This window comes from Rhizobium rhododendri (genome assembly GCF_007000325.2).
Lineage (GTDB): Bacteria > Pseudomonadota > Alphaproteobacteria > Rhizobiales > Rhizobiaceae > Rhizobium > Rhizobium rhododendri.
Map to the genome: position 1 here is coordinate 290,923 of NZ_CP117268.1, position 20,851 is coordinate 311,773.

Annotated in this window: 25 protein-coding genes and 1 pseudogene; 14 read left to right on the plus strand and 12 right to left on the minus strand. The window is 59.3% G+C overall.

Annotated features, from left to right (window positions below):
- The first annotated feature begins 2 nt into the window (after window positions 1-2).
- The 4 genes from PR018_RS19105 (at window position 3) to PR018_RS19120 (ending at window position 4,036) form a co-directional block, all read left to right on the plus strand.
- Window positions 3-1,061, plus strand: coding sequence for an ABC transporter ATP-binding protein (locus PR018_RS19105; protein WP_142831646.1), 1,059 nt, complete (start codon window positions 3-5; stop codon window positions 1,059-1,061).
- A 67-nt stretch (window positions 1,062-1,128) separates the two neighbouring features.
- Window positions 1,129-2,304, plus strand: coding sequence for an ABC transporter substrate-binding protein (locus PR018_RS19110; RefSeq protein WP_142831647.1), 1,176 nt, complete (start codon window positions 1,129-1,131; stop codon window positions 2,302-2,304).
- A gap of 59 nt (window positions 2,305-2,363) precedes the next feature.
- Window positions 2,364-3,233: an ABC transporter permease gene (locus PR018_RS19115; RefSeq protein ID WP_142831648.1), complete on the plus strand. Its 870-nt coding sequence runs from the start codon at window positions 2,364-2,366 to the stop codon at window positions 3,231-3,233.
- A complete protein-coding gene (locus tag PR018_RS19120) occupies window positions 3,230-4,036 on the plus strand; it encodes an ABC transporter permease (protein ID WP_142831649.1) in 807 nt (268 codons plus the stop codon). Before PR018_RS19115 ends, PR018_RS19120 begins: the two co-directional genes overlap by 4 nt.
- A gap of 61 nt (window positions 4,037-4,097) precedes the next feature.
- Here the strand turns inward: PR018_RS19120 and PR018_RS19125 are convergent, their stop codons facing one another.
- Window positions 4,098-4,574 carry an Hsp20 family protein gene (locus PR018_RS19125; RefSeq protein WP_142831692.1) on the minus strand — a complete coding sequence of 159 codons (477 nt, stop codon included), beginning with the start codon at window positions 4,572-4,574 and terminating at the stop codon, window positions 4,098-4,100.
- 192 nt (window positions 4,575-4,766) lie between these two features.
- On the minus strand, window positions 4,767-5,660 hold the full coding sequence (locus PR018_RS19130; RefSeq protein WP_142831650.1) for a LysR family transcriptional regulator: 894 nt from the start codon (window positions 5,658-5,660) through the stop codon (window positions 4,767-4,769).
- Window positions 5,661-5,775: 115 nt separating this feature from the next.
- On the opposite strand from PR018_RS19130, the gene PR018_RS19135 reads away from it, so the two are divergent.
- The 3 genes from PR018_RS19135 to PR018_RS19145 all read left to right on the plus strand — a co-directional run bounded on the left by PR018_RS19135 (window position 5,776) and on the right by PR018_RS19145 (window position 7,454).
- Window positions 5,776-6,216 carry a DoxX family protein gene (locus tag PR018_RS19135; protein ID WP_142831651.1) on the plus strand — a complete coding sequence of 147 codons (441 nt, stop codon included), beginning with the start codon at window positions 5,776-5,778 and terminating at the stop codon, window positions 6,214-6,216.
- Between the two features lie 121 nt (window positions 6,217-6,337).
- On the plus strand, window positions 6,338-6,850 hold the full coding sequence (locus tag PR018_RS19140; RefSeq protein WP_244615509.1) for a DsrE family protein: 513 nt from the start codon (window positions 6,338-6,340) through the stop codon (window positions 6,848-6,850).
- Window positions 6,843-7,454, plus strand: coding sequence for a TlpA disulfide reductase family protein (locus PR018_RS19145; RefSeq protein ID WP_142831652.1), 612 nt, complete (start codon window positions 6,843-6,845; stop codon window positions 7,452-7,454). The genes PR018_RS19140 and PR018_RS19145 overlap by 8 nt, the downstream gene beginning before the upstream one ends.
- Before the next feature lie 27 nt (window positions 7,455-7,481).
- Here the strand turns inward: PR018_RS19145 and PR018_RS19150 are convergent, their stop codons facing one another.
- The 6 genes from PR018_RS19150 to PR018_RS19175 all read right to left on the minus strand — a co-directional run bounded on the left by PR018_RS19150 (window position 7,482) and on the right by PR018_RS19175 (window position 12,546).
- Complete coding sequence (locus PR018_RS19150; protein WP_142831653.1) at window positions 7,482-8,252, minus strand: SDR family oxidoreductase; 771 nt, start codon at window positions 8,250-8,252, stop codon at window positions 7,482-7,484.
- The gene (locus PR018_RS19155) at window positions 8,249-9,244 is read right to left on the minus strand and encodes an ABC transporter permease (protein ID WP_142831654.1); all 996 of its coding nucleotides are present in this window, start codon (window positions 9,242-9,244) and stop codon (window positions 8,249-8,251) included. Before PR018_RS19155 ends, PR018_RS19150 begins: the two co-directional genes overlap by 4 nt.
- A 62-nt stretch (window positions 9,245-9,306) precedes the next feature.
- Window positions 9,307-10,347 (minus strand): sugar ABC transporter substrate-binding protein, encoded by a 1,041-nt coding sequence (locus PR018_RS19160; RefSeq protein ID WP_142831655.1) that lies wholly within the window; start codon window positions 10,345-10,347, stop codon window positions 9,307-9,309.
- A gap of 32 nt (window positions 10,348-10,379) precedes the next feature.
- Window positions 10,380-11,150 (minus strand): ATP-binding cassette domain-containing protein, encoded by a 771-nt coding sequence (locus PR018_RS19165; protein WP_111221690.1) that lies wholly within the window; start codon window positions 11,148-11,150, stop codon window positions 10,380-10,382.
- Window positions 11,147-12,286 (minus strand): ROK family transcriptional regulator, encoded by a 1,140-nt coding sequence (locus PR018_RS19170; RefSeq protein ID WP_142831656.1) that lies wholly within the window; start codon window positions 12,284-12,286, stop codon window positions 11,147-11,149. Before PR018_RS19170 ends, PR018_RS19165 begins: the two co-directional genes overlap by 4 nt.
- Window positions 12,287-12,414: 128 nt before the next feature.
- The gene (locus PR018_RS19175; RefSeq protein ID WP_257625674.1) at window positions 12,415-12,546 is read right to left on the minus strand and encodes a hypothetical protein; all 132 of its coding nucleotides are present in this window, start codon (window positions 12,544-12,546) and stop codon (window positions 12,415-12,417) included.
- A gap of 105 nt (window positions 12,547-12,651) precedes the next feature.
- On the opposite strand from PR018_RS19175, the gene PR018_RS19180 reads away from it, so the two are divergent.
- Entirely contained in the window at window positions 12,652-13,755 is a 1,104-nt protein-coding gene (locus PR018_RS19180; protein WP_374113762.1) for an alanine racemase, read from the plus strand.
- 100 nt (window positions 13,756-13,855) lie between these two features.
- On the opposite strand, the pseudogene PR018_RS19185 reads toward PR018_RS19180, so the two are convergent.
- The 3 genes and pseudogenes from PR018_RS19185 to PR018_RS19195 form a co-directional block, all read right to left on the minus strand.
- A pseudogene (locus tag PR018_RS19185) lies at window positions 13,856-14,074 on the minus strand (type II toxin-antitoxin system VapC family toxin); the annotation flags it as partial.
- Between the two features lie 197 nt (window positions 14,075-14,271).
- Complete coding sequence (gene groL, locus PR018_RS19190) at window positions 14,272-15,900, minus strand: chaperonin GroEL (protein ID WP_142831657.1); 1,629 nt, start codon at window positions 15,898-15,900, stop codon at window positions 14,272-14,274.
- A 53-nt stretch (window positions 15,901-15,953) separates the two neighbouring features.
- A complete protein-coding gene (locus PR018_RS19195) occupies window positions 15,954-16,268 on the minus strand; it encodes a co-chaperone GroES (protein WP_142831658.1) in 315 nt (104 codons plus the stop codon).
- Between the two features lie 270 nt (window positions 16,269-16,538).
- On the opposite strand from PR018_RS19195, the gene PR018_RS19200 reads away from it, so the two are divergent.
- From PR018_RS19200 to PR018_RS19220, 5 genes are all read left to right on the plus strand, one after another.
- Entirely contained in the window at window positions 16,539-16,811 is a 273-nt protein-coding gene (locus tag PR018_RS19200; RefSeq protein WP_142831659.1) for an usg protein, read from the plus strand.
- A gap of 95 nt (window positions 16,812-16,906) precedes the next feature.
- A complete protein-coding gene (locus PR018_RS19205; protein WP_142831660.1) occupies window positions 16,907-17,197 on the plus strand; it encodes a hypothetical protein in 291 nt (96 codons plus the stop codon).
- A gap of 259 nt (window positions 17,198-17,456) precedes the next feature.
- On the plus strand, window positions 17,457-17,930 hold the full coding sequence (locus tag PR018_RS19210) for an Hsp20 family protein (protein WP_142831661.1): 474 nt from the start codon (window positions 17,457-17,459) through the stop codon (window positions 17,928-17,930).
- Between the two features lie 74 nt (window positions 17,931-18,004).
- Window positions 18,005-18,304, plus strand: a complete 300-nt coding sequence (locus PR018_RS19215; protein ID WP_142831662.1) for a DUF982 domain-containing protein — start codon at window positions 18,005-18,007, stop codon at window positions 18,302-18,304.
- A 9-nt stretch (window positions 18,305-18,313) separates the two neighbouring features.
- On the plus strand, window positions 18,314-18,592 hold the full coding sequence (locus PR018_RS19220; protein WP_142831663.1) for a hypothetical protein: 279 nt from the start codon (window positions 18,314-18,316) through the stop codon (window positions 18,590-18,592).
- A 140-nt stretch (window positions 18,593-18,732) separates the two neighbouring features.
- Here PR018_RS19220 and PR018_RS19225 read toward each other — a convergent pair whose 3' ends face one another.
- Window positions 18,733-19,299 carry a TetR/AcrR family transcriptional regulator gene (locus PR018_RS19225; protein WP_142831664.1) on the minus strand — a complete coding sequence of 189 codons (567 nt, stop codon included), beginning with the start codon at window positions 19,297-19,299 and terminating at the stop codon, window positions 18,733-18,735.
- 124 nt (window positions 19,300-19,423) lie between these two features.
- Here PR018_RS19225 and PR018_RS19230 point away from each other — a divergent pair, with 124 nt between their 5' ends.
- Entirely contained in the window at window positions 19,424-20,833 is a 1,410-nt protein-coding gene (locus tag PR018_RS19230) for an amidase (RefSeq protein ID WP_142831665.1), read from the plus strand.
- Window positions 20,834-20,851: the final 18 nt, after the last annotated feature.

Below are 20,851 nucleotides of genomic sequence, written 5' to 3' on the forward strand. Positions count from 1 at the left end.
AGATGGCGATATCCATCCAGATCGATCATGTCAGCAGGGAGTATGGACCTGTCAGGGCACTAGACGACGTGACGCTCGAGATCAAGGCGGGTGAATTCTTCACGCTGCTTGGATCCTCCGGATGCGGGAAAAGCTCGCTCTTGAAGCTGATCGGCGGCTTTGACCGCCAGACCTCGGGTCGTATTGCGTTCGACGGCAAGGATGTCGGCGATGTTCCGGCCAATCGCCGGCCGGTCAATACGGTCTTCCAGAACCTGGCATTGTTTCCGCATATGAGCGTTGCCCAGAATATCGGTTACGGGCTTCGTCTGAAGGGGATGTCCAATGCCGCACTTCAGGCAAAAGTAGACGATGCGCTGGATCTTGTCGAACTCTCCGGCTTCGGCCCACGCGACGTCAATCTGCTCTCCGGCGGCCAGCGGCAACGGGTGGCGCTCGCCCGCGCCCTGGTCATGGAGCCGGGGATCCTGCTTCTGGACGAACCCCTGACTGGGCTGGACGAACGCTTGCGCCAGCAGATGCGCGACGAATTCGGACGCTTGCACAAGCGCACCGGCGCAACCTTCATTCTGGTCACACATAATCAGGATGAGGCCCTCAGCCTCTCTGATCGCATGGCGGTCATGCATCGCGGCCGCATAGAGCAGGTCGACGTGCCGGCGCGGTTTTTCGAGGCGCCCGCCAATGCCTTCGTCGCCCGCTTTGTCGGCATCGACACGGTCCTGCGGCCGGAGGCGGTGATGTCGGCGGGCGATCATGCGCAGGCGTCTATCGCCGGTCAGATGATGCCCGTGCGCATGGCCGGACCTTTGGACACAACTGCAAGCGTCGTTGCCATCCGGCCGGACCGGTTGTTTGTGGCGCCGTCGGGCGCGTCCCCGTCGCTGCGGCTCACCGTGGTCGGCACGACATTCAGGGGACTGCACCGCGATCTGAAACTCGCCTTTGCCGATGGGCAGACGCTGATGATTGCGATTGATGCTGATCGTGCGGATCTCGCGATCGGGCAGGAGGTTTCGGTCGGCCTGAAGCCCGATGCTGCCGTTCTGATTGCAAGTTAGAGACTGCCGCCTGACGGTTTCGCAGGCTGCTCGAGCAATGCATGCCAACAAAAAAAGGGGAATGACAATGACGATCCATGACAGACCACTTTCATCCAATCGGCACAGCAATGTGCAGCGCCGCGATTTCCTCAAGATGATGGGCGCAGGTGCTGCACTGTCTGCCGGCGGCCTGGGTTTCGCCTCGCGTCTTGCCGCACAAGAGGCTCGCACGGTTGCCTTCTGGGCTACGGCAACGCTGGACATCGGCGACAAATGGCAGGCGTTTGCCACGCAAAGCGGCGTGACGCCTGAGTTTACCGACAACGGCAACGACCTCGGCCCGGTGATGGCCCGCCTCGCGGCCGGCAATGCCAACGATCTCTTCGATGTCGGCGGCTTCCAGGGCGGCGCCGAAAAGGAACTTGCACGCCAGGGCGTCATCGTTCCCTGGGACCTTGCAAAGATCCCGAACTATGAGAGCCTGTGGCAGTGGGCAAAGAACATCCCCTACTTGAAGCAGGACGGAAAGCAGTACGGCATTCCGACCGTGGTCAACGCCGACTCGATCATCTACCGGCCCGACAAATTGGGCAAGATCGACAGCTACGGTGCGATCTTCGATCCGAAGCTGAAAGGTCGCGTTGCGATGGAGGATGCGTGGATCAACAGCGCCATTTTCACTGCCATGTACCTGAAGGAAAGCGAAAGCAAGCCGATCGTTGATCCCGGCAACCTGACCGAGTCCGAACTCGGAATGGTCATGGAGTTCCTGATCAAGCACAAGACCGACGGCCAGTTCCGCACGTTCTGGAATGGCTGGGAGCAGGGTGTGCAACTCGTTGCCGACCAAGAGGTCGACGCGATGACCGGATGGGAGCCGATTGTCTATGAAGGTCGCAAGCGCGGGCTCCAGGTGGAATATGCCGCCCCCGTCGAAGGATACGAGGGCTGGGGCAACAACACCGTTCTCCTCAAGGGGGCTGCAGATCGCGGTGTAGCCGACGCTGCGCATGGCTTCGTCAATGGCCTGCTAGGCGGCCTCTACGGCTGCGAGCTCGGCCAGGCGCGCGGCTATCTCGTGCCGACCGACAACAATGTCGCCTATGCCAAGGCGCATCCGGAGGAGTACAAGCCGGAAGAGGTGGAGAAGCTGGCGGAACACGTGAAAGCCAAGTTCGCCGGCAAGATCTACTGGCAGAACGCCCGGCCGGATAATTTCCAACTCTACGAAGAGTGGTGGCAAAAGCTGCGCAACGCCTGAGCCCCACAATCGGCAGCGTTCGTTTTCACCGCCGCTGCCACCGAACCCCGGAGATGCCGATGGTCAGATTGCGCCTGCCCCTATCGTCGATGCTGATGACGCCGCCGCTCCTGGCGATCCTGACGCTTGGGCTGGTGCCGCTGACCGTCGTTATCGTCTGGAGTTTCTGGAGCTGGGATCCGCAGACCTATTGGATTAAACCGGATCTGAACCCCGCCGGATACGAGGCCATTCTGGACGCGGGCCGATGGACTGTCATCGTTTCGACGCTGGTGAAGGCTTTTGCCACGGCATTCCTCTGTCTGCTGATTGCCTATCCCACCGCCTATGCGATCCATTTCCTCGCCGGCCGGCGGTTGAGCATCCTGCTTCTGGCGCTGATCACCACTCCCTTTTTCACGTCATACCTCATCCGCTCCTTTTCCTGGCGGCTGGTGCTCGGGCGCACGGGTGTGATCAACACGTTGCTGCAGGATTTCGGCATCACCCACGCACCCCTCGACTGGTTGCTTTTCAGCAATTTCGCGGTCGTGGTGGGGCTTGTTGCGTCCTATCTGCCTTTCGCGATCTTTCCGTTGCTGCTGTCGATGCGGCGCGTTGATCCGACATTGCTGGCGGCTGCTCAGGATCTCGGCGCCGGCTTCTGGAGAAGCCTTGCGACCGTCCTCATTCCCCTGACCTTATCGGGCATCTTTGCCGGCTTCCTGTTCGTCTTCGTCATGGTGGTCGGGTCTTCGACAGAGGTCCAGATGCTCGGCGGCGCGGGCGCTTCCATCGTTTCTGTGATGATCAACGACGTCATGCGTGTCGCCAACTATCCGTTGGCATTTGCAATTTCGACGGTGGTGCTTGCTGTCATCTTCGGTCTGGTGCTGGTCGGCAACCGGCTTTTCGACCTTGCCTCGCTCTTCGAGGATCAGTCGCCATGATGATCCGTGAAGGACTTTCCAACCGCATCCTGCTCTGGGTCGTCACCATTGCGGGACTACTCGTCATCTACGCGCCGCCACTCTATCTGCTTGCCGTGTCGTTCAATCCGGCGCTGCAGCCGGGTCTTCCGAGCCTCTCCAACCTCAGTCTTCAGTGGTACCTCGCGCTGCCTAAGGAAACAGCGCTGATATCGGCGTTGGAGCAGTCCCTGATCATTGCGACGGTCACGGCGGTTCTGGCGACAGGGATGTCGCTGCTCGCAGGCCTTGCCTATTTCGAATTGCGAGCCCGGCGGCGGGCATGGTTCCTGACCGTCATCCTGCCGATGTTCGTGCCGGGCGTGATCCAGGGGCTGGCTCTGTCGGCCGTTTTCACGCGCGCCGGTATCAAGGCGTCGAGCATGACGGTCATCGCAGGCCATGTGCTGTGGGCGATGCCGTTCGCCTTCGTCGTTATCCTGACGAGCTTTGCTGCCGTGCGCCGGTCCTATCTCGTCGCGGCCGCCGATCTCGGCGCCACCCGCTGGCGCCAGTTCATCGATATCACCTTGCCGCTTATCCGGCCGGGCCTGATAAGCGCTTTCATATTTTCTTTCCTGCTTTCACTGAACGAATTCACCCGGGCCTTCTATCTGGCAGGCCGCCAGAACACGCTTCCGGTGGTGCTGTTCGGCAAGATGAATTCCGGTGCGTCGCCAGTCATCTACGCGATGTCCGGCGCCATATTCCTGGTGTCGGTCGCCTGCGTCACGCTCATCGCAATCCGCTCTCTCATTCGCAGGTCAGAACCGGCGACCGGCTGATTGCGCCGGAAAGGGCGCTGGAAGCCAGCGCCCCCCAATGCTCATATGTTCACTGACATCCTCAGGCAGCTTTCTTGGCTTCAAGTTGTGGAGCGGTCGTGCTCGCGGCCAAAGTCGGGCCTGTCTGGATCTCGATCTTGCGCGGCTTCATCGCTTCCGGAATTTCGCGGACCAGATCGATGGACAGCAGGCCATTCGACAGACCAGCGCCGGAGACGCGGACATGATCTGCCAATTCGAAGCGGTGCTCGAACGGGCGACCGGCAATTCCGCGGTGCAGATAACCTTCCCCCTGCGTTTCCGCCTTGTTTCCGGTAACCGTCAGCAGGTTCGACTGGAACGTCAGGCTCAGCTCGTCCTGCGAGAAACCGGCGACTGCGACCGATATGCGGTAGGTATCGTCGCCCGTCTTGACGATGTCATAAGGCGGCCAGTCGCTGATCGAACGCGCGCGCTGAGCATTTTCGAGAAGATTGAAGACGCGGTCGAAACCGACGCTCGAACGGAAAAGCGGTGCATAGTCATAAGATGTTGCCATAGCCATATCCTCCTTGAAGCAACATGGGTACGAAGACGCCGAAGCAACCGGCGCCTCGGTGATCGCTGGCCCTTTCTGGCATCCAGCAACAATTATCTGGTTTTCCAAAAATTCGGTTTCAAGAGTTGTTTTGCAAAAAAAAGTGAGGGCTTCCGACGGACTGAATGTGGTCTCGCCGCGCTGCACCCGGTGTCATTTCTCCGACAGCCTCTCCACGAGCCAGCGACCCGCTGTGCCCAGGGCCGTGCCCCTTCTCCGTGCAACAACGAAGGGAAATTGCGGCATCCTGTCCAGTCCATCCCATTCTGTCGGATGGAGCTCGACGAGCTTGCCCGCTGCGATATCTGCTGCCACTCGCGACCGTGGCATGCTACCCCACCCGAGGCCGGCAAGCAGCATAGCGTGCTTGGTCTCGAGTTCGGTCGTATACCAGCGATTGACGGCGATGATCCCGTGATCCTGCTTTGTCGAAACGGAGGGACGTGCTGCAAGAATGAGCTGCAGGTGATCTCGCAGAACTTCAGGCTCGATGGGGCCGGCGATCCTGGCAAGAGGATGTGCAGGTGCCGCGACTGCAACGAGTTCGATCAATCCGCACGCACTGCGTTCCAGCTGGTTGGTCAAGGGGAAATAATCGACGGTTATCGCGACATCTGCCCAACCATCCATCAGCGCCCGGACAGACGTCTCGACCGGCTCGACCATCAGACGCACCTGCAGGGTCGGGAAGGTCTCGTGAAAAGCCTTTAGGATCGTCGTCACGAGGTCCATCGGAATGAACGGATCGATCACGAGCCGGACCTCCGTCTCCACACCTTTTGCCAATCCCGTGGCAACGAGATGATATTCCGCGACGACATCGAGGATCCTTCGCGCGCGCGGCAAAAGCGCAATGCCCGCTTCGGTGAGCACCGGACGGTAAGCGGAGCGGTCGAAGAGCAGCGCGCCCGTCTGGTCCTCCAGTTTCTGGATGGCATAGGTTATCGCCGAGTGCGCCCGGTTCATGCTTTTGGCTGCCGCCGCGAAGCTGCCCTCGTCAACGATGGCTACGAAAACAGCGAATTGGTCGAAGGATGCAGCGTTCATACCGTTCAGATTATCCGAACGTCTCCTTCGAAACTATCCCTATTTCATTTCACGCACGGCGAGGGCAAGTTCTCGCGGAGCAGACGAATTCACCAGAGATGTGAAGAGGCACGACATGATCCCCTCCGCAATCGGCATCGAGACCAGAAATAGTCACAAGCTGCTCAAGGGCGCGCTTTGGGTGGCTCAGGGGCTGATTTTCGCGAGCTTCTGTTTCTTCGGCTTGACCAAGCTGACCACACCGATCTCCCAGTTGGCCGGCATGATGCCGTGGACAGGTGCCGTTCCCTCCAGCTTCGTGCGCCTGATGGGGCTCATCGATATCGCCGGCGGCATCGGCATCTTCATCCCAGCGCTGACCCGAATCCGGCCCCGTCTCACCGTGGCTGCAGCATTTGGCTGCACAGCGCTGCAGATCTGTGCCTCAGCGTTCCACATTTCCCGTGGCGAATTCGCGGTGTTGCCGCTGAATGTCGTTCTGCTGGCACTCTGCCTGTTCATTCTCTGGGGTCGCACACAGCGCTTTCCGATTGTGTCTCGGACAGACCAGGTCTGACGGAGCGAGGATTGCTTGCTGTGCAGTCCTTCCTCGATATTACCCATGATGTGCAAAACGACACCCTTCGAACCTACGTTGAAACCGAAGCGGTCGCCTATAGTGTGAGAAAGCAAATCTTATGAAGTTCGAGGAGGATCGTTTTCGGCTCCTGCGGCGTAGCGTGATGACGATGATGTCGTTTGGGCTCGTCGGCTTTGCCACCGCAAGGCCTGCCTTGGCGTCCCAGCCAAGCCACACCATAACGCCCGCCGCAAAATGGAAGAAGCCTCACCGCGTGATATTCCACGTCGATAGCAGCGATGAGGCAATCATGGGTCACGCGATCGGCGGCTCCATGAATCTGAGCCGATACTATGGCGACAAGGGCGAGCCACCGCTGATCGAGATCGTCGCAAACGCCGCGGGCATCGCGATGTTTCGCGCCGACAAATCTCCCCTTGCCGATCCCATCCGCGCGCTGCGGGAACTCATCCCCGGGCTGACGCTCAGTGTCTGTGGTTCCTCGAAGGCGATTGCCGAGAAAAAGGAGGGACAGGAAATAACTCTACTGGAGGGCGTGAAGGTCGTCCCTTATGGTGTAGGGAGACTGGTCGATCTCCAGGAAGCCGGATGGAGCTATATTCATGCATGATTTGACGACGCGCGGGCTGCGAAATCCGGTAACGCGGCGGAGCGTAGTTGCAGGCGGCCTTGGCGCGGCAGCGACCCTTGCATATCCGCACGTTGCGCCGGCCCGCTCTTTTGACAATCCGCCGGTGTTTTATTCTGACCATCACCAGTTCACCATTCTGGAGCCATCGCTTGTCATGGCGCCGACGACGCTGTCTGGCCTCGACGGCAAGCCAAAAATCCTGAAGCCAGCCAGTGGCAAAGTAACATTGGTAAGCTTCTGGGCGACGTGGTGTGTCTTCTGCAAGACGGATATTCCTGCCCTGGCGAAACTGAAGGCTTCCATGGGAAAGCGGATCGACGTCGCCGCAGTTTCAATCGACAAGGGCGATCGCGGAGACGTCAAGCTCTTCCTCTCCGATCTCTCCGTCGCGGGCTTGCCGATCTACCTGGATCCGAACGGTACAGTAGCGGGAACGGATGCTGCCTCAGGCCAGCAGTTTCCGCTTTACGGAATGCCGATTACCTATCTGGTAACCCCTGATCAGCACATAGCCGGTTACATCGCAGGGACAGCAGACTGGCTAAGCAAACCGGGCCAGGACCTGCTTTCCTATTACAGTTAGCTGTCAGCCCGCGGTCCGCAAATCCGGTCAGGTCGGCAGGATCTTGAAGTCGGCGCCTTCCGGTAACAGCTGTCCGCCATCGACAACGATCGTCGTGCCCGTCACGTATTTCGCGTCGTCCGATGCGAGGAACAGGAAGGCGTTGGCGACATCCCGGGGTGTTCCGAGACGGCCGAGCGGGATCGAATCCTCCATGTTCTTGATGAAGGCAGCGCTGCGGTGCATCTGTACGGCCTCGGTCAGGATATTGCCCGGCTCGACGCCGTTGACGGTGATGCCGTAGGACGAGAATTCCAGCGCGGCCGAGCGGATAAAGCCGTTGATGCCGGCCTTGCTGGCCGAATAGTGGCCATGGCCCGGGCTGGTGACATGCGGCCCCGTTATCGACGAGGTGAAAAGGATGGTGCCTGACCCTTGCGCCTTCATTGGCGTAAGGGCTGCGCGCGCGGCGTTGAAGCAACCGCGCAGGTTGACGGCCAGCACCCGGTCCCAGTCGTCGGGCGTGGTGTGTTCGATCAACTGCCAGGGATAGATGCCCGCGTTCTGGACGATGATGTCGAGGCGGCCATGACGCTCGATGGCGAGCGAGACGGCAGCGACAGTCTCCTCCATCGATGAGACATCGGTGCGAATGAAATCTGCTCCGAGTTCGCTGGCGGTTGCCTCGCCCTCGTTTTCTTCGAAATCGGCGAGCACGAGCTTCGCACCCTCTTCCTTGAACCGCAGGGCGACGGCCTTGCCGATGCCACGCGATGCGCCGATGACCAATGCCACCTTGTCTTTCAGTCTGTCTGTCATGCGAGCCTCTGGCGAAGTCTTTGTTTGAATGTATCGAGAAGAACTGCGGCGAGTACCAGGAAGCCGTGGATGACCTGGGTGTAGTTTGCCGGCAGTCCCATGAGGTTGATGGCGGTATTGATGGAGGAAAGCAGCAGCACGCCGGCATAGACGCCCGGCAGGCCGCCGACGCCGCCCTTGAGGCTGACGCCGCCGATCACCACCGCTGCAAAGGCATTGAACAAGAGCCCGACGCCGAGGTTGGCAGTGGCACCCGATGTCCGGATGGCCAGCAACCAGCCTGCGAGCCCGGCAATGGCACCTGCCATGACGAAGGCGAGGATCAGGTTGCGGGTAACGCGAATGCCGGCCCGGTATGTCGCGGTTTCGTTGCCGCCGATCATGACCAGATGCCGACCGAATTTCGTTTTCGACATCATAACCGAGAAGATCAGGAAGCAGCAGATGGCGATCCAGGCCGAAAGCGGAATGCCGAGGAAACGCTCGATGGCGAACCAGCGGATGGCCGGCGCAAGGTCCTGGGCCGATCGTCCGCCCGAGATCGCAAGCACGATGCCGCGCACCCAGATGAACGACGCCAGCGTGATGATGAAGGCACTCATCTTCAGCTTGACGACCAGCACTCCGTTGAGGAGCCCGATCAGCCCGCCGATGGAACAGGCGATCAGCAGGGAAACGGGGACCATGAGCCATTCGGGCGACAGCTTGATGCCGAGACCTATGCCGGCAGAGCAGAAGAGGATACCAACGGCCATCGCCGAGAGTGCGGCCACTGATTCAACCGAGAGGTCCATGTGACCGGTGATGATCACCAGCGCCAGGCCGATCGACATGACGCCGAGCACGCTCGACGCTTCGATGATGTTGGTAAAGATGCCGATCTGGAAGAAGTTCGGGATCACCGCCGAAAATACGGCAAGCACGAGGATAAGCATGAACCAGACGAGATTATCGAGAACGTATTCGAGGGTTTTGCGTGTACGAGGCGTCATCAGGCAAATCCGAATTGGAGGGGAGGGGTCCGGGGTACTGTGACCCCGGACGGAAAGTCCGACTACTTTACGGATTCAATCGTTCCAGCAGGTGGCTTGAGGTTGCCCCAGAATGCGGGGTTGTCGACATTGGCCTTGGTGATTGCGGAGCCCGGGACCTTGATGTTCGGCCCCCATGGCTCGATCGTTACCTCGCTCTTCAGACCCAGCACGTCATAAGTGCCGGCCTTGATCTCCTGCTTGGCGACCACCTTGTCCATGAACATGGCAACGGCGGCGGCCTGGGCGTAGAGCGGCTGCTCGACTTCGGTATTGAGCCAGCCCTTGCGGATCAGGTCGAGACCGACGGGAGCGCCGTTCGAGCTCATAATCATGACATCGCCCGGCTTCTTGCCGGCTGCCTCGAGCGAAGCCACCGCTGCCACCGAGAGATGGGCGGCATGCAGGAAGATCAGGTCGATATCGGGATTGGCGAGCATCTGGTCGGAGACGATGGTACCGGCATTGCTCGCTTCCCACTGCATGGCGGGAACCGAAATGATTTTGACGCCGGGAAAGGCTTTCATCTTTTCCTCGAAGCCCTTCTGGATATCGAGCGTGTAGGGGTCGCCAGGGTCGCCGAGGACCTGCAGAATCTTGCCCTTCACGTCACCTTTCCTGGCCTTCAGCATCGCCTCGGCCTGATCTCCGGCGATATGGCCGATCTCGACCGTGCCGGCCACGGAGGTGAAATCAGACGGCGTCGAGGTGATCTGGCGGTCGAATTCGACGACAGGAATGCCGGCAGCACGGGCTGATTCAATCGAGGGCTTCAGCGCGTTGAAATCGACGGCAGCGAGAATGATCGCCGCAGGCTTCAGCGCCATGACGTCGTTCATCTGCGACTGCTGGGCGTCAGTCTTGTTGTCGGCATTCAGTGTCTTCATGTCATAGCCGGCCTGCTTCAGGAACAGCTGCAGGGCGTTGACCGAGCCGGTCTGGAATTCGTCGAGCAGGGTGGGCACGAGGTAATAAACGGTGCCCTTGCTTTCGGCGGCGGCTGTCGTGAGCATGGACAAGCCGAGCACCATCACGCTCAGCAAGGTTAGCATTATTCGCTTCATGATCGTTCTCTCCAGTTTGAGCCGGACCCCTTTCATTGTCTGCCCACCGGTCCGGCTCCGGCGAGAGTTTGCCCTGTGATCATCTCGATCACTGCATCCGGGCTTGTCTTGCTGCATTCGACATCGCCGGCGACGACGCCGTGGCGGATGACGACAATGCGATCTGCGACCTGGAAGGCCTGCTGCATGATGTGGGTGATGATGACGACCCCGATGCCCTGGTTGGCAACGTGGCGGATCATGTCGAGCCCGCGCCGCGTCTGTTCTACGCCAAGCGCTGCGAACGGCTCGTCCAGCAGCACCAGCTTTCCGCCCCAGTGGACGAAGCGGTTGAGCTCGATCGCCTGGCGCTGGCCGCCGGACAGGTGCTCGACCTTGGTGCGCATGGAAGGAATGCGCGTTCCGGCGCTGGACAGCGCCTCGCTGGTGATTTTCTCCATCGCTTTCTCGTCAAGAAACGGTATGCCGGCGAACTTGCGGGTGATCTCGCGACCCATGAAGAAATTGCCGACCACATCGACATTGGTGCAAAGGGACAGGTCCTGGTAGACGGTCTCGATACCGGCTGCCTTTGCCTCCGCGGGGGTTTTGGCCTGGAACTCCTTGCCCTCGAAAAGCATGTGTCCGGCAGTTGGCTGCAGGCCACCGGAGATGATTTTCACCAGTGTCGACTTGCCGGCGCCGTTATCACCGAGAAGGGCGACGACCTCGCCCTTGCCGATCGAGAAACTGATACCCTTCAGGGCTTCGATCGCGCCGAAGTTCTTGCGAACACCATCGAGGACGAGCAGTTTCTCAGTCATACGGCAATCCCTTTTTCTGAAGTTTCAAACATCTGGCCGAAGCGTGGCGAGAGCGCCCCGAAGACCGCAAGCGCCGCCGCACCGCGGAGCGCTGAATGCTGGCAATCGCTCGCCACCATCACGCGTGGATGGGCGCGGTCTGAGCGGTCGGAAACCGAGCTGTTGAGCCCGTCGACCAGCGACGCCAGCTCGTCTATCAGCGGCTGTGGTGCTAGCCCGCCGATGACGACGGTTTCGGGATCGAAAAGGTTCTCGATGGTGCGGATCGTGTTGCGGAAGATCGGCGCGATCTCGCGCACCCAGTCGGCCTCCGACAGCCCGCGCCTGTTGAAGGCATCGAGGGACAGATAGCGCTCCAGGCAGCCGCGGTTGCCGCACGGGCAAGGCTCGCCGTCGGGGACGGCCGGCATGTGGCCGATTTCCCCGGCATTCCCCCAGGCCCCGCGCATAACGAGGCCGTCATGCATCATGGCGCCGCCGAGGCCGACGCTGAAGAACAGGTAGTAATAATCCGAAAGCTGCTGCCCGAGGCCGTAAAGCTGCTCGCCGAGCGCTGCGGCTGCCATGTCGTTCTCGAAGAACGCAGGCAGGCCCGTGGCATCGGCGAGGCGCTGGCGGATGTCGACGTTCTTCCAGCCGATCATCGTCGTGGAGCCGACGAAGCTCATGGATTCGACGTCGAAGGGTCCCGGCAGCGCCAGGCCGGCACCCAGCAAACGGCCGCCGCGAAGGCCTGCCTTCAGCTCGGAGATCATCTCTTCGATCAGCGCGAAAGCGTCGTCCGGAATTGGATTCAAGGCGACGCGATGGCGGCTGTCGACAACGTCACCGAGCAGGTTGACCAGCGCCGCTTCGATGAAAAGCGGTGTGATGTGGATCCCGATGGAAAGCCCGCCGTCGGGATTGATGGTCAGCGTCGAGGGCGGAATGCCGCGTCCCCGGGGCTCCTCTTTTACGGACAGGATGAGACCCTGTTCCTCAAGCTCGCGGACGATGGTGGAAACGGTCTGCACCGTCAGTCCTACTCGAGTGGCGATATCGCCACGGGTGGTCGGACCCAGAAGCCGGATCGATTCAAGCACGATCCGCCTATTGTAGGGCCTTCCCGACTCCTGATTGGTGCCCCGCAATGCCATCCCAAAACTCCATGCAAGCTCAGGATGGCAGCACAATTCTATTTAGTCAAATGGTTTTCATAAATAATGATGACTGTTGCTTCTGCCGGTTTCCTAGGCAAAAAATCGAATATTAACGCACCGAACCATCATGATCCCAGGCTCGCCGCATGGCGCGCCGATGGATTGGAGGGGAAATGGTCGAGCAGGCCCCAGGCCCCGTGAGCGATCAGTTCGGCGCCATCCATTGTCTGGCGGACGGTCAGAGATGCTCGGAACATCGCTCTTGTGTGATCTTCGGTTGACAGCCCGTCCAGCCTTGGGGACGCTCGCGTGCGAGGCGACGAGTCGCCACCCAGTTGCCGATAGCGCCAGGAGTACAGATGATGCTGCATGCCCGCCCCTTCGAAATGATGCCCAAGCCGGGCGATGCGATTGCCGACCTTTCAACGCCGCGACCGGTCATCGACGAGGACAGGATGACGGCGAACATCGAGCGGGTGCAGGCCTATGCGGATAGCCACGGACTGGATTTTCGCCCACACATCAAGACACATAAGCTGATTAGCGTCGCAGCACAGCAGGTTGCAGCCGGTGCCAAGGGGATAAACTGCCAGAAGGTCACCGAGGCGGAAGTCTTCGCCGATGCGGGTTTCGACGATATCCTGATTACTTTCAACATCCTCGGCGCCGAGAAACTCGATCGCCTGGCCGCCCTCAACGAGCGCATATCGAGCCTCAAGGTCGTGGCCGACAGCCGGATAACGGTCGACGGACTATCGGGCCGTTTCAACGGTTCGAAGACGCTGAATGTCCTGGTTGAATGCGACACCGGTGCCGGTCGCTGCGGTGTCGCCGATCCTGATCAAGCCTTTGATCTGGCGCGATATATCCATGAGAGCCCGGGGCTCGTCTTCGGCGGGCTGCTGACCTATCCAAAGCCGGATTCGGCGCAGGCGGTCCAGGCCTATTTCGCCCGTGCTGCGATGCTGCTGGCAGATGCCGATATCCCATGCCCTGTCATCAGCCATGGCGGCACGCCGAGCCTGTTCGATGGTCACGATGTGAAGGCGGCAAACGAATACAGGGCAGGCACCTACGTCTATAACGACCGCTCGTTGATCCGCGCCGGGCACTGCACCGAGGCCGATTGCGCCATGACCATTCTTGCCACCGTCGTTTCACGCCCGGCACCCGGCCGCGCCGTGATCGATGCTGGAGTGAAGGTTCTCACCAGCGATCTGCTCGGCTTTTCCGACTACGGCCTCATTGTCGACTTTCCGGATGCCGTCATCAAGGCGCTCTCCGAGGAGCACGGCGTCATCGACATCTCCGCCTGCAGCGACACCTTTCCCGCCATCGGTGAAAAGATCCGCATCATCCCGAACCACACCTGCGTCGTGACAAACATGTTCGACACCATGATCTTCCATCGCCACGGCATCGTCACCCGCACCGAAGACATCGCCGCCCGCGGCATGGTCTGGTGAGGTTCCGAAAATTGGCGCTATTCCGTGAAGCGAAAGAGCAGGGTCGAGTTTTGGCTCTCATCAAGAGCTAAATATTGCCGACCGGTCCTGCGTTTCGGTTCTAACGAGAGGCTTGCGCATGCGGATGAAGCGTCGCACCAACTTTTTGTGCTGCTGCCGTCAGACGCTTATCTCTTGTCCACAAGCGTGACCCCTGGTCGAGCTTGTTGAAGTCAACAAGCGTGCGTCGTTGTAACCGAAGTCCATGCTGAATATCGAATGGCGATCAATTATCGTCATTACCTCTTGCATGGCTCGCGATCATTGCTTCGCGTTGAGCTGTGCCCCTTCGCCCGCGACGCACCTTGGTTTTCAAAGAGAGAAGGCTTTGGCTGGCGTCCTAGATCGGTAACGGCCCGGCATCGATCCACCATCTCGGTTTGCTTGGCGTGTTTCCAAGTTCAACACCGAAGGTCAATCCGCTCGGGATCGTCCCTGGAGGCCCGCCCGCGTACACGGGCGGGCCTCCGTGATGCGCTAGAAGTCCATACCAGCGCCGGCAGGCAGCGCCGGTGCGGCGTCCTTCTTGGGCTTGTCAGCAATCATTGCTTCTGTCGTGACCAGCAGGCCGGCGACGGAGGCTGCATCCTGCAGCGCGGTGCGCACCACTTTGGCGGGATCAATGACGCCCTGGGCATAAAGATCGCCGTATTCGCCGGTCTGGGCCTTCCAGCCAAAGGATAGATCGGTCTTTTCGCGCAGCTTGCCGACGATGATCGAACCCTCGGCGCCGGCGTTTTCCGCGATCTGGCGCACTGGTGCCTCGATCGCCCGACGAACGATGTCAATCCCCACGCGCTGATCGTCATTGGCTGTAGGCAGGCCATCCAGGGCCCTGACCGCGCGCAGGAGTGCCACACCTCCACCGGGTAGTATACCTTCTTCGACGGCGGCGCGGGTCGCATGCAGCGCATCGTCGACGCGGTCCTTCTTCTCTTTTACTTCGACTTCGGTCGATCCGCCGACACGGATCACGGCCACACCGCCAGCGAGCTTGGCAAGACGTTCCTGAAGCTTTTCGCGGTCGTAGTCCGAGGTGGTTTCCTCGATCTGAGCGCGGATCTGCGCAACGCGACCGTCGATCTCGACCTTTGAGCCAACGCCATCGATGATGGTGGTATTTTCCTTCTCGATTGCCACCTTCTTGGCGCGGCCGAGCATATTCAGCGTGACGTTTTCAAGCTTGATACCGACATCTTCCGAGATGACTGTTCCGCCCGTCAGGACGGCGATATCTTCAAGCATCGCCTTGCGGCGATCACCAAATCCCGGAGCCTTGACCGCGGCAATCTTGAGGCCGCCACGCAGCTTATTGACGACGAGGGTTGCAAGCGCTTCGCCTTCGACGTCTTCTGCAATGATCAGCAGCGGCTTACCGGATTTCACCACCGATTCCAGAACCGGCAGCATCACCTGCAGGTTGGAAAGCTTTTTCTCGTGGATGAGGATGTAGGGATCCTCAAGCTCAACCCGCATCTTGTCCTGATTGGTGACGAAATAGGGGCTGAGATATCCGCGGTCGAACTGCATGCCTTCGACGACTTCCAGCTCGGTTTCAGCCGTTTTGGCTTCCTCGACCGTGATAACGCCCTCATTACCGACTTTTTCCATTGCTTCAGCAAGATACCGGCCGATCTCCTCGTCGCCGTTGGCGGAGATGGTGCCGACCTGGGCGATTTCGGAATTGCTGGTGATCTTGCGAGCGTTGGCTTTCAGTTCATTGACGACCGCATCGACGGCGATGTCGATGCCCCGCTTTAGGTCCATCGGGTTCATGCCGGATGCCACCGCCTTGGCACCTTCCTTGACGATCGCCTGGGCCAGAACAGTCGCGGTGGTGGTGCCGTCGCCGGCGAGATCGTTGGTCTTTGACGCCACTTCGCGTAGCATCTGTGCGCCCATGTTTTCGAACTTGTCTTCAAGCTCAATTTCCTTGGCGACAGATACGCCGTCTTTGGTAATGCGCGGTGCGCCGAACGACTTGTCGATAACAACGTTGCGACCTTTCGGGCCGAGCGTGACTTTCACGGCATTCGCCAGAACGTCGACCCCACGCAGCATGCGTTCACGGGCATCGGTGTTGAATTTGACTTCTTTCGCAGCCATTTTTTTAACTCCTCAATAGGCAGCTATTTGACTGATGGTTAGACAGGTCAGGCTCAGGCGGCCTTCTTCTGCTCGACTTGGGCCTCGATAACGCCCATGACGTCGCTTTCCTTCATGATCAGCAGGTCTTCGCCGTTGATCTTGATTTCGGTGCCGGACCACTTGCCGAACAGGATGTGGTCCCCGGCCTTGACGTCGAGCGCCTGGATCTGACCGGCTTCATTCCGCGCGCCGGGCCCGACGGCGATGACTTCGCCTTCCTGCGGCTTTTCCTTGGCGGTATCGGGGATGATGATGCCGCCCTTGGTCTTCTCTTCAAATTCGACGCGACGGACGAGAATGCGATCATGAAGCGGTCTAAACGACATGTTTTCCTCCATGGACAAACAATGTTGACGTTGTTGCCCGGCCGGATTGCCACAGTCGGGCGGGAACGAAACCTCTTTGAGCGTTTCGTGCAAAAAATCTATTTTCCTATTTTTTTGATTTCAAGAGGGTATCGGAGAAAAATTAGCACTCGGTTTTGACGGCTGCTAACACTCTGGAAAGGCATGATAATATCATTTTTTCGTTTGGAAAGGTTGATGACCGCAGACAGTTGAGGCATCCTCCTGATGTCACAAAACGGAGATGAAAGCATGAATTTTTCATCTGATCTGGAGCGCCAGCTGAAAGGCTATGGGCTGACAACCGCCCATATTCTCTATCGCATCCCGGATTTCGAATCCGTCCTGCAGACCTACGTCTGGCAGGATTACGATCTCGCCCCTGACTTTCCCGAAATGCGCAGGTTCTTGGATTTCTGGCAGGCTTCCCTCGATGGGCCGCTGCATTCGGTGCGTTATAGCCACCAGCGCCTGATCGGCCCCAATGAGTGGCGGCGCGTCGACGGGGAATTCCAACTCCACTGAGGCTTGAAGCTGATTTCCTCACTTCCTAGCTCATCGGGCGGCCGAGGCTTGATGAGCTCTGCCGACTTGTCCACGTTTGTATGGAGTGAGGCCGCATGGAAGAAAACATCAATATCATCAAAAGCGCAAGCATCCCCGAGCGGGAGGAGATCATCGTCGATTTTGCCCGTTGGCTTGAGACCGCCTCACAGGAGGCTGTGGTGTATGGCGAGGGACGTTTTGCGATACTGTCGGCCAATATGGCAGAAGCAATCCGCATCAATGCCGATGAACTTGCTCGTGACAGGCCCGAGGTTGCCGAGCGGGTCTTGCAGCAGGCCTTTGCGATGATATCGCAATTCAAGGCAGCTTATCCGCATCGTGTTATCAGCCGCTCTGTACATTAAGCCGCGAGGCAGACAATCGGACCAACCGACCGTTTCACAAGGACGATCGGCGCGGTCGTTGCCGCGTGTTTCAGGCTGCGTGTCATTCGAGAAGTTCTTGTCCGGGACAAGGCGAGCGAATTTTTTCACAATGGCCCTTGAACCTAAAAATTGCAAAAACCAATTCGAATGAGGTCAGCCGCTGATGACAGGTCCGACATCGGTCCGACGCTGCCTTTTGGCGCTTCCGTAACCATGCTGCTTAGAGGAGGATATGGCTATGGCAACATCTTACGACTATGCACCGCTGTTCCGCTCGAGCGTCGGCTTCGATCGGGTGCTCAACCTTCGGGAAAACGCTGAGCGCGCCCGCTTGACCAACGACTGGCCGCGCTTCGACATAGTCAAGAATGATGACGACACCTACCGGATATCGATCGCGGTGGCTGGCTTTGCCCGGGACGACCTCGACATCAGCTTACAGTCCAAGCTGCTGACTGTCACTGGCAGGAAGCAGGAAGCATCCACCGATTGCTGCCTGCATCGCGGTATCTCCGCCCGTCCGTTCGAGCACCGGTTCGAGCTTGCCGATCATGTCCGGGTGAACGGAGCAGATCTGAGCAACGGTGTCCTGTCGATCGATCTCATTCACGACATCCCAGAGGCCCTAAAGCCGCGCACAATCTCAATCCAAAACGAGGCCGCTTTGACCTCTGCCGCTCACGCGCAGATCGAAGCTCGCAAGGCTGCTTGACTCTGTCGTCTTGGCTAAACCGGGCGCAGTTGTAGCGGCGCCCATCAACATTCGGGGTTGGAAAGGAGAGAGCTATGAAATCCGATATGTTCAGACAGCCCGTTTCCATTCTTGTCGGTCTTGGCTTTCCGACGGAAGTATGCGGCGTGATGGACGCCTACCGGCATCTCATCGAATGGCCTGCCTCACTTAGAGACCCAGCCCATTCGGTTGTGCTCAAGGCATGCAATGCCGCGTTGCGGGGTGAGATCGAAGCAGAGACCGTGCGGGGACTGTTTGCCGCCTTTGCCGAGAAACACGATCTGCTGGCGCCCGAAACAAACGTGATCGCCCCGTCACGCCAGCGGCGTGACCGGGATCCTCAGGTACGATGAGGTAGACCGATGATGCACACAATGTTGCAGCAGGCCGCCAACAATGCAATGGCGATGGGGCCGTCGGTTCTTATTCAGGGCATGAAGCTTCGGAGGCCGATCGACGTGGTGAGAGCGCCGACTCTTTCCGTCGATGACAAGCGCGCTATCCTCGCGGCGTGGGCGTCGGATTTCTATGCGATCGACTCAAAGCCCGGCCTTCGTCAACTGCCAGGAACGCCAGAGCCAATCGCGATCGATGAAGTGCAATCTGGCCTCGAAGAGCTCGATCGGCGGTATGGGATCTGATGGGTTGCGTGTTCAGGCTAACTGCTTGATCGCCTGTTCGAGCGACCGCTGACCGTCGCATCGGCACCTCACGGGTTTCAGGGGGCGATACGACGTTAGCAAGACATTTGGGGACCCCACTGCCGGGCACTCTGTTGTCACTATGCCGGAAGGAGCCCGGCAATGCGATAGGCGTCGATCAAGGCATCATAGAGTGTTATGTCTGATCGACTCCTTGCCATTAGCTGGGCGCCGGCCACGGCGGCGAAGATGGCATGAGCTCGTGCTTCGCTCTCTTCATGGCCGACAATCCCTGCAGCAAAAAGGGTTTTGCTCAGCCACGCCACGTTGACATCGGCGAAAGTCTGCACTTCTTTTTTTAGCGCCTCAGGCAAGTCGTCGTACTCGGCACCCATGAAGCTGCAGAGGCACATGCGGTTGTCGTTCTGCAACGCCCAACGAAATGTCTCAGGATATCGATGCAGGGAGCGGCCCGGATCGTGCGGCGTCTCTGCCAGCAGACCCTCAAGGTATTCGGCCGAGTCTTCCCAGTATCGCTTCGCCACGGCGGTCGCGAGATCCGCCTTGCTCGGGAAGTGGTAGTAGAGGCTTGCGGCCTTGATGCCAACATCCGCCGCCAGATCGCGGACGCTCAGTCCTCCGTAACCATGCGCCTGCGCCATTGTTCTGGCTGCCAGCAAAATCTTCTCTCGAGAATCCGAACTCATTGTCTACCTCGCTTCCGGTTTCGTTCTAGCGGCAGGAAGGGGCTTGACCAACCAATTTTTACGCTCTAGCTTTTGACTACCAAACGTTAGGTAGATATACAAGCGAATCTCAAAGGAGCCTCACATGAGCACAACTCTCACCAATCTCGATGCCACCAAACTGGCCGAACTTATCCGCACCAGGGATATCTCGCCCGTTGAAGTCGTCCAGGCGCACCTGGATCGGATCGCTTCAGTCAACCCAAAGGTCAATGCGATCGTCTCGCTGGCAGAAGGCGCACTCGACGCTGCCAGGTCAGCAGAGGCATCCGTCCTCGCCGGCGAAAAGCTCGGCCCACTCCATGGCGTCCCATTCACAGTCAAGGATTCAATCGACACAGCAGGTGTCCTCACGCAGCGCGGTTCGCCCATCTTCAGGGGCCGCACTCCAGATGCCGACGCCACAAGTGTTGCCCGAATGAAGGCGGCTGGCGGCATCCTCCTGGCAAAGACCAATCTTCCGGAATTCTCCTACTGGATCGAAAGCGACAACCTGCTTACGGGCCGCTCGAACAACCCCTGGAACCTCGACCGCACACCTGGGGGGTCGAGTGGCGGCGAGTCCGCTGCAATTGCCGCCGGCATGTCGCCGCTGGGTCTGGGCACCGATCTGGCGATCTCCATCCGTGGACCGGCGGCGCAGACCGGCATCACATCGATGAAAGCAACCCATGGCCGCATCCCCATGACGGGGATCTGGCCGCGGGCACCTTGCCGCTTCTGGCATGTCGGTCCGATGGCCCGTAGCGTTCGCGACGTCGCATTGGCCTATTCGTTGATGGTCGGGCCGGACGGGGCGGATGGCTTTGCATCGAGCACGGCCCAGTTCGATACGGGCGTCGGGACGTCGCCAGATCGTCCGATCCGTGTTGGCTGGCTGGTCGAACCTGGATTTGGTCCGATCGACTTGGAGGTGGCCGCCACCGTTAAGGCCGCCGCCGAAGCGCTCGAAGGCCAGGGCGCGATCATTGAGCAGGTTCGTATTCCGGCGCTTGAGAAGGATTTTGCGCTCGATGTGTTCAACCGCCTTCACGTGATGGAGATGAAGCCCGATTTCGCGGAGGCGACGGCCCGTCGCGGCCAGGACGAATTGTACATGATGGCAAAAGCCATGCTTGCTGCGCCCGACACCATTATGAAGGACTATATTGAAGCCGAGCAGGCGGCCGAGCGCCTGAGGGATGGTTTTGCCGACTATTTCCAGCGCTACGATGCGCTGATCACCCCTGTGCAGCCAATCCCGGCCCAGAAACATGGCACTACGGAGTTCCTGATCAACGGCCAGACTGTAGATGCGACCTATCTCCAGGGCTCGACCGTGCCCCTGAACGTCACTGGCCTGCCGGGTTTGACAATGCGGTTTGGTACCAGCCACGACGGCATGCCGATCGGCATCCAGTTGGTTTCAAGGTGGCAGGCAGAAACGACGATCCTGCACCTTGCTGCACTGCTGGAATCGGTCAGTACGGTTCGCGATCTGCGGCCCGTCGTCTGAATTGACGCAACCAGAGCA

Coding starts and splice junctions, on each gene's coding strand:
- PR018_RS19135 (WP_142831651.1), top strand. CDS start 5,776: ATGATCCCCTCCGCAATCGGCATCGAGACCAGAAATAGTCACAAGCTG.
- PR018_RS19150 (WP_142831653.1), bottom strand. CDS start 8,252: ATGACAGACAGACTGAAAGACAAGGTGGCATTGGTCATCGGCGCATCG.
- groL (WP_142831657.1), bottom strand. CDS start 15,900: ATGGCTGCGAAAGAAGTCAAATTCAACACCGATGCCCGTGAACGCATG.
- PR018_RS19220 (WP_142831663.1), top strand. CDS start 18,314: ATGATGCACACAATGTTGCAGCAGGCCGCCAACAATGCAATGGCGATG.
- PR018_RS19200 (WP_142831659.1), top strand. CDS start 16,539: ATGAATTTTTCATCTGATCTGGAGCGCCAGCTGAAAGGCTATGGGCTG.
- PR018_RS19195 (WP_142831658.1), bottom strand. CDS start 16,268: ATGTCGTTTAGACCGCTTCATGATCGCATTCTCGTCCGTCGCGTCGAA.
- PR018_RS19140 (WP_244615509.1), top strand. CDS start 6,338: ATGAAGTTCGAGGAGGATCGTTTTCGGCTCCTGCGGCGTAGCGTGATG.
- PR018_RS19120 (WP_142831649.1), top strand. CDS start 3,230: ATGATGATCCGTGAAGGACTTTCCAACCGCATCCTGCTCTGGGTCGTC.
- PR018_RS19115 (WP_142831648.1), top strand. CDS start 2,364: ATGGTCAGATTGCGCCTGCCCCTATCGTCGATGCTGATGACGCCGCCG.
- PR018_RS19145 (WP_142831652.1), top strand. CDS start 6,843: ATGCATGATTTGACGACGCGCGGGCTGCGAAATCCGGTAACGCGGCGG.
- PR018_RS19180 (WP_374113762.1), top strand. CDS start 12,652: ATGCTGCATGCCCGCCCCTTCGAAATGATGCCCAAGCCGGGCGATGCG.
- PR018_RS19230 (WP_142831665.1), top strand. CDS start 19,424: ATGAGCACAACTCTCACCAATCTCGATGCCACCAAACTGGCCGAACTT.
- PR018_RS19170 (WP_142831656.1), bottom strand. CDS start 12,286: ATGGCATTGCGGGGCACCAATCAGGAGTCGGGAAGGCCCTACAATAGG.
- PR018_RS19175 (WP_257625674.1), bottom strand. CDS start 12,546: ATGTTCCGAGCATCTCTGACCGTCCGCCAGACAATGGATGGCGCCGAA.
- PR018_RS19125 (WP_142831692.1), bottom strand. CDS start 4,574: ATGGCAACATCTTATGACTATGCACCGCTTTTCCGTTCGAGCGTCGGT.
- PR018_RS19225 (WP_142831664.1), bottom strand. CDS start 19,299: ATGAGTTCGGATTCTCGAGAGAAGATTTTGCTGGCAGCCAGAACAATG.
- PR018_RS19210 (WP_142831661.1), top strand. CDS start 17,457: ATGGCAACATCTTACGACTATGCACCGCTGTTCCGCTCGAGCGTCGGC.
- PR018_RS19105 (WP_142831646.1), top strand. CDS start 3: ATGGCGATATCCATCCAGATCGATCATGTCAGCAGGGAGTATGGACCT.
- PR018_RS19165 (WP_111221690.1), bottom strand. CDS start 11,150: ATGACTGAGAAACTGCTCGTCCTCGATGGTGTTCGCAAGAACTTCGGC.
- PR018_RS19205 (WP_142831660.1), top strand. CDS start 16,907: ATGGAAGAAAACATCAATATCATCAAAAGCGCAAGCATCCCCGAGCGG.
- PR018_RS19215 (WP_142831662.1), top strand. CDS start 18,005: ATGAAATCCGATATGTTCAGACAGCCCGTTTCCATTCTTGTCGGTCTT.
- PR018_RS19160 (WP_142831655.1), bottom strand. CDS start 10,347: ATGAAGCGAATAATGCTAACCTTGCTGAGCGTGATGGTGCTCGGCTTG.
- PR018_RS19130 (WP_142831650.1), bottom strand. CDS start 5,660: ATGAACGCTGCATCCTTCGACCAATTCGCTGTTTTCGTAGCCATCGTT.
- PR018_RS19110 (WP_142831647.1), top strand. CDS start 1,129: ATGACGATCCATGACAGACCACTTTCATCCAATCGGCACAGCAATGTG.
- PR018_RS19155 (WP_142831654.1), bottom strand. CDS start 9,244: ATGACGCCTCGTACACGCAAAACCCTCGAATACGTTCTCGATAATCTC.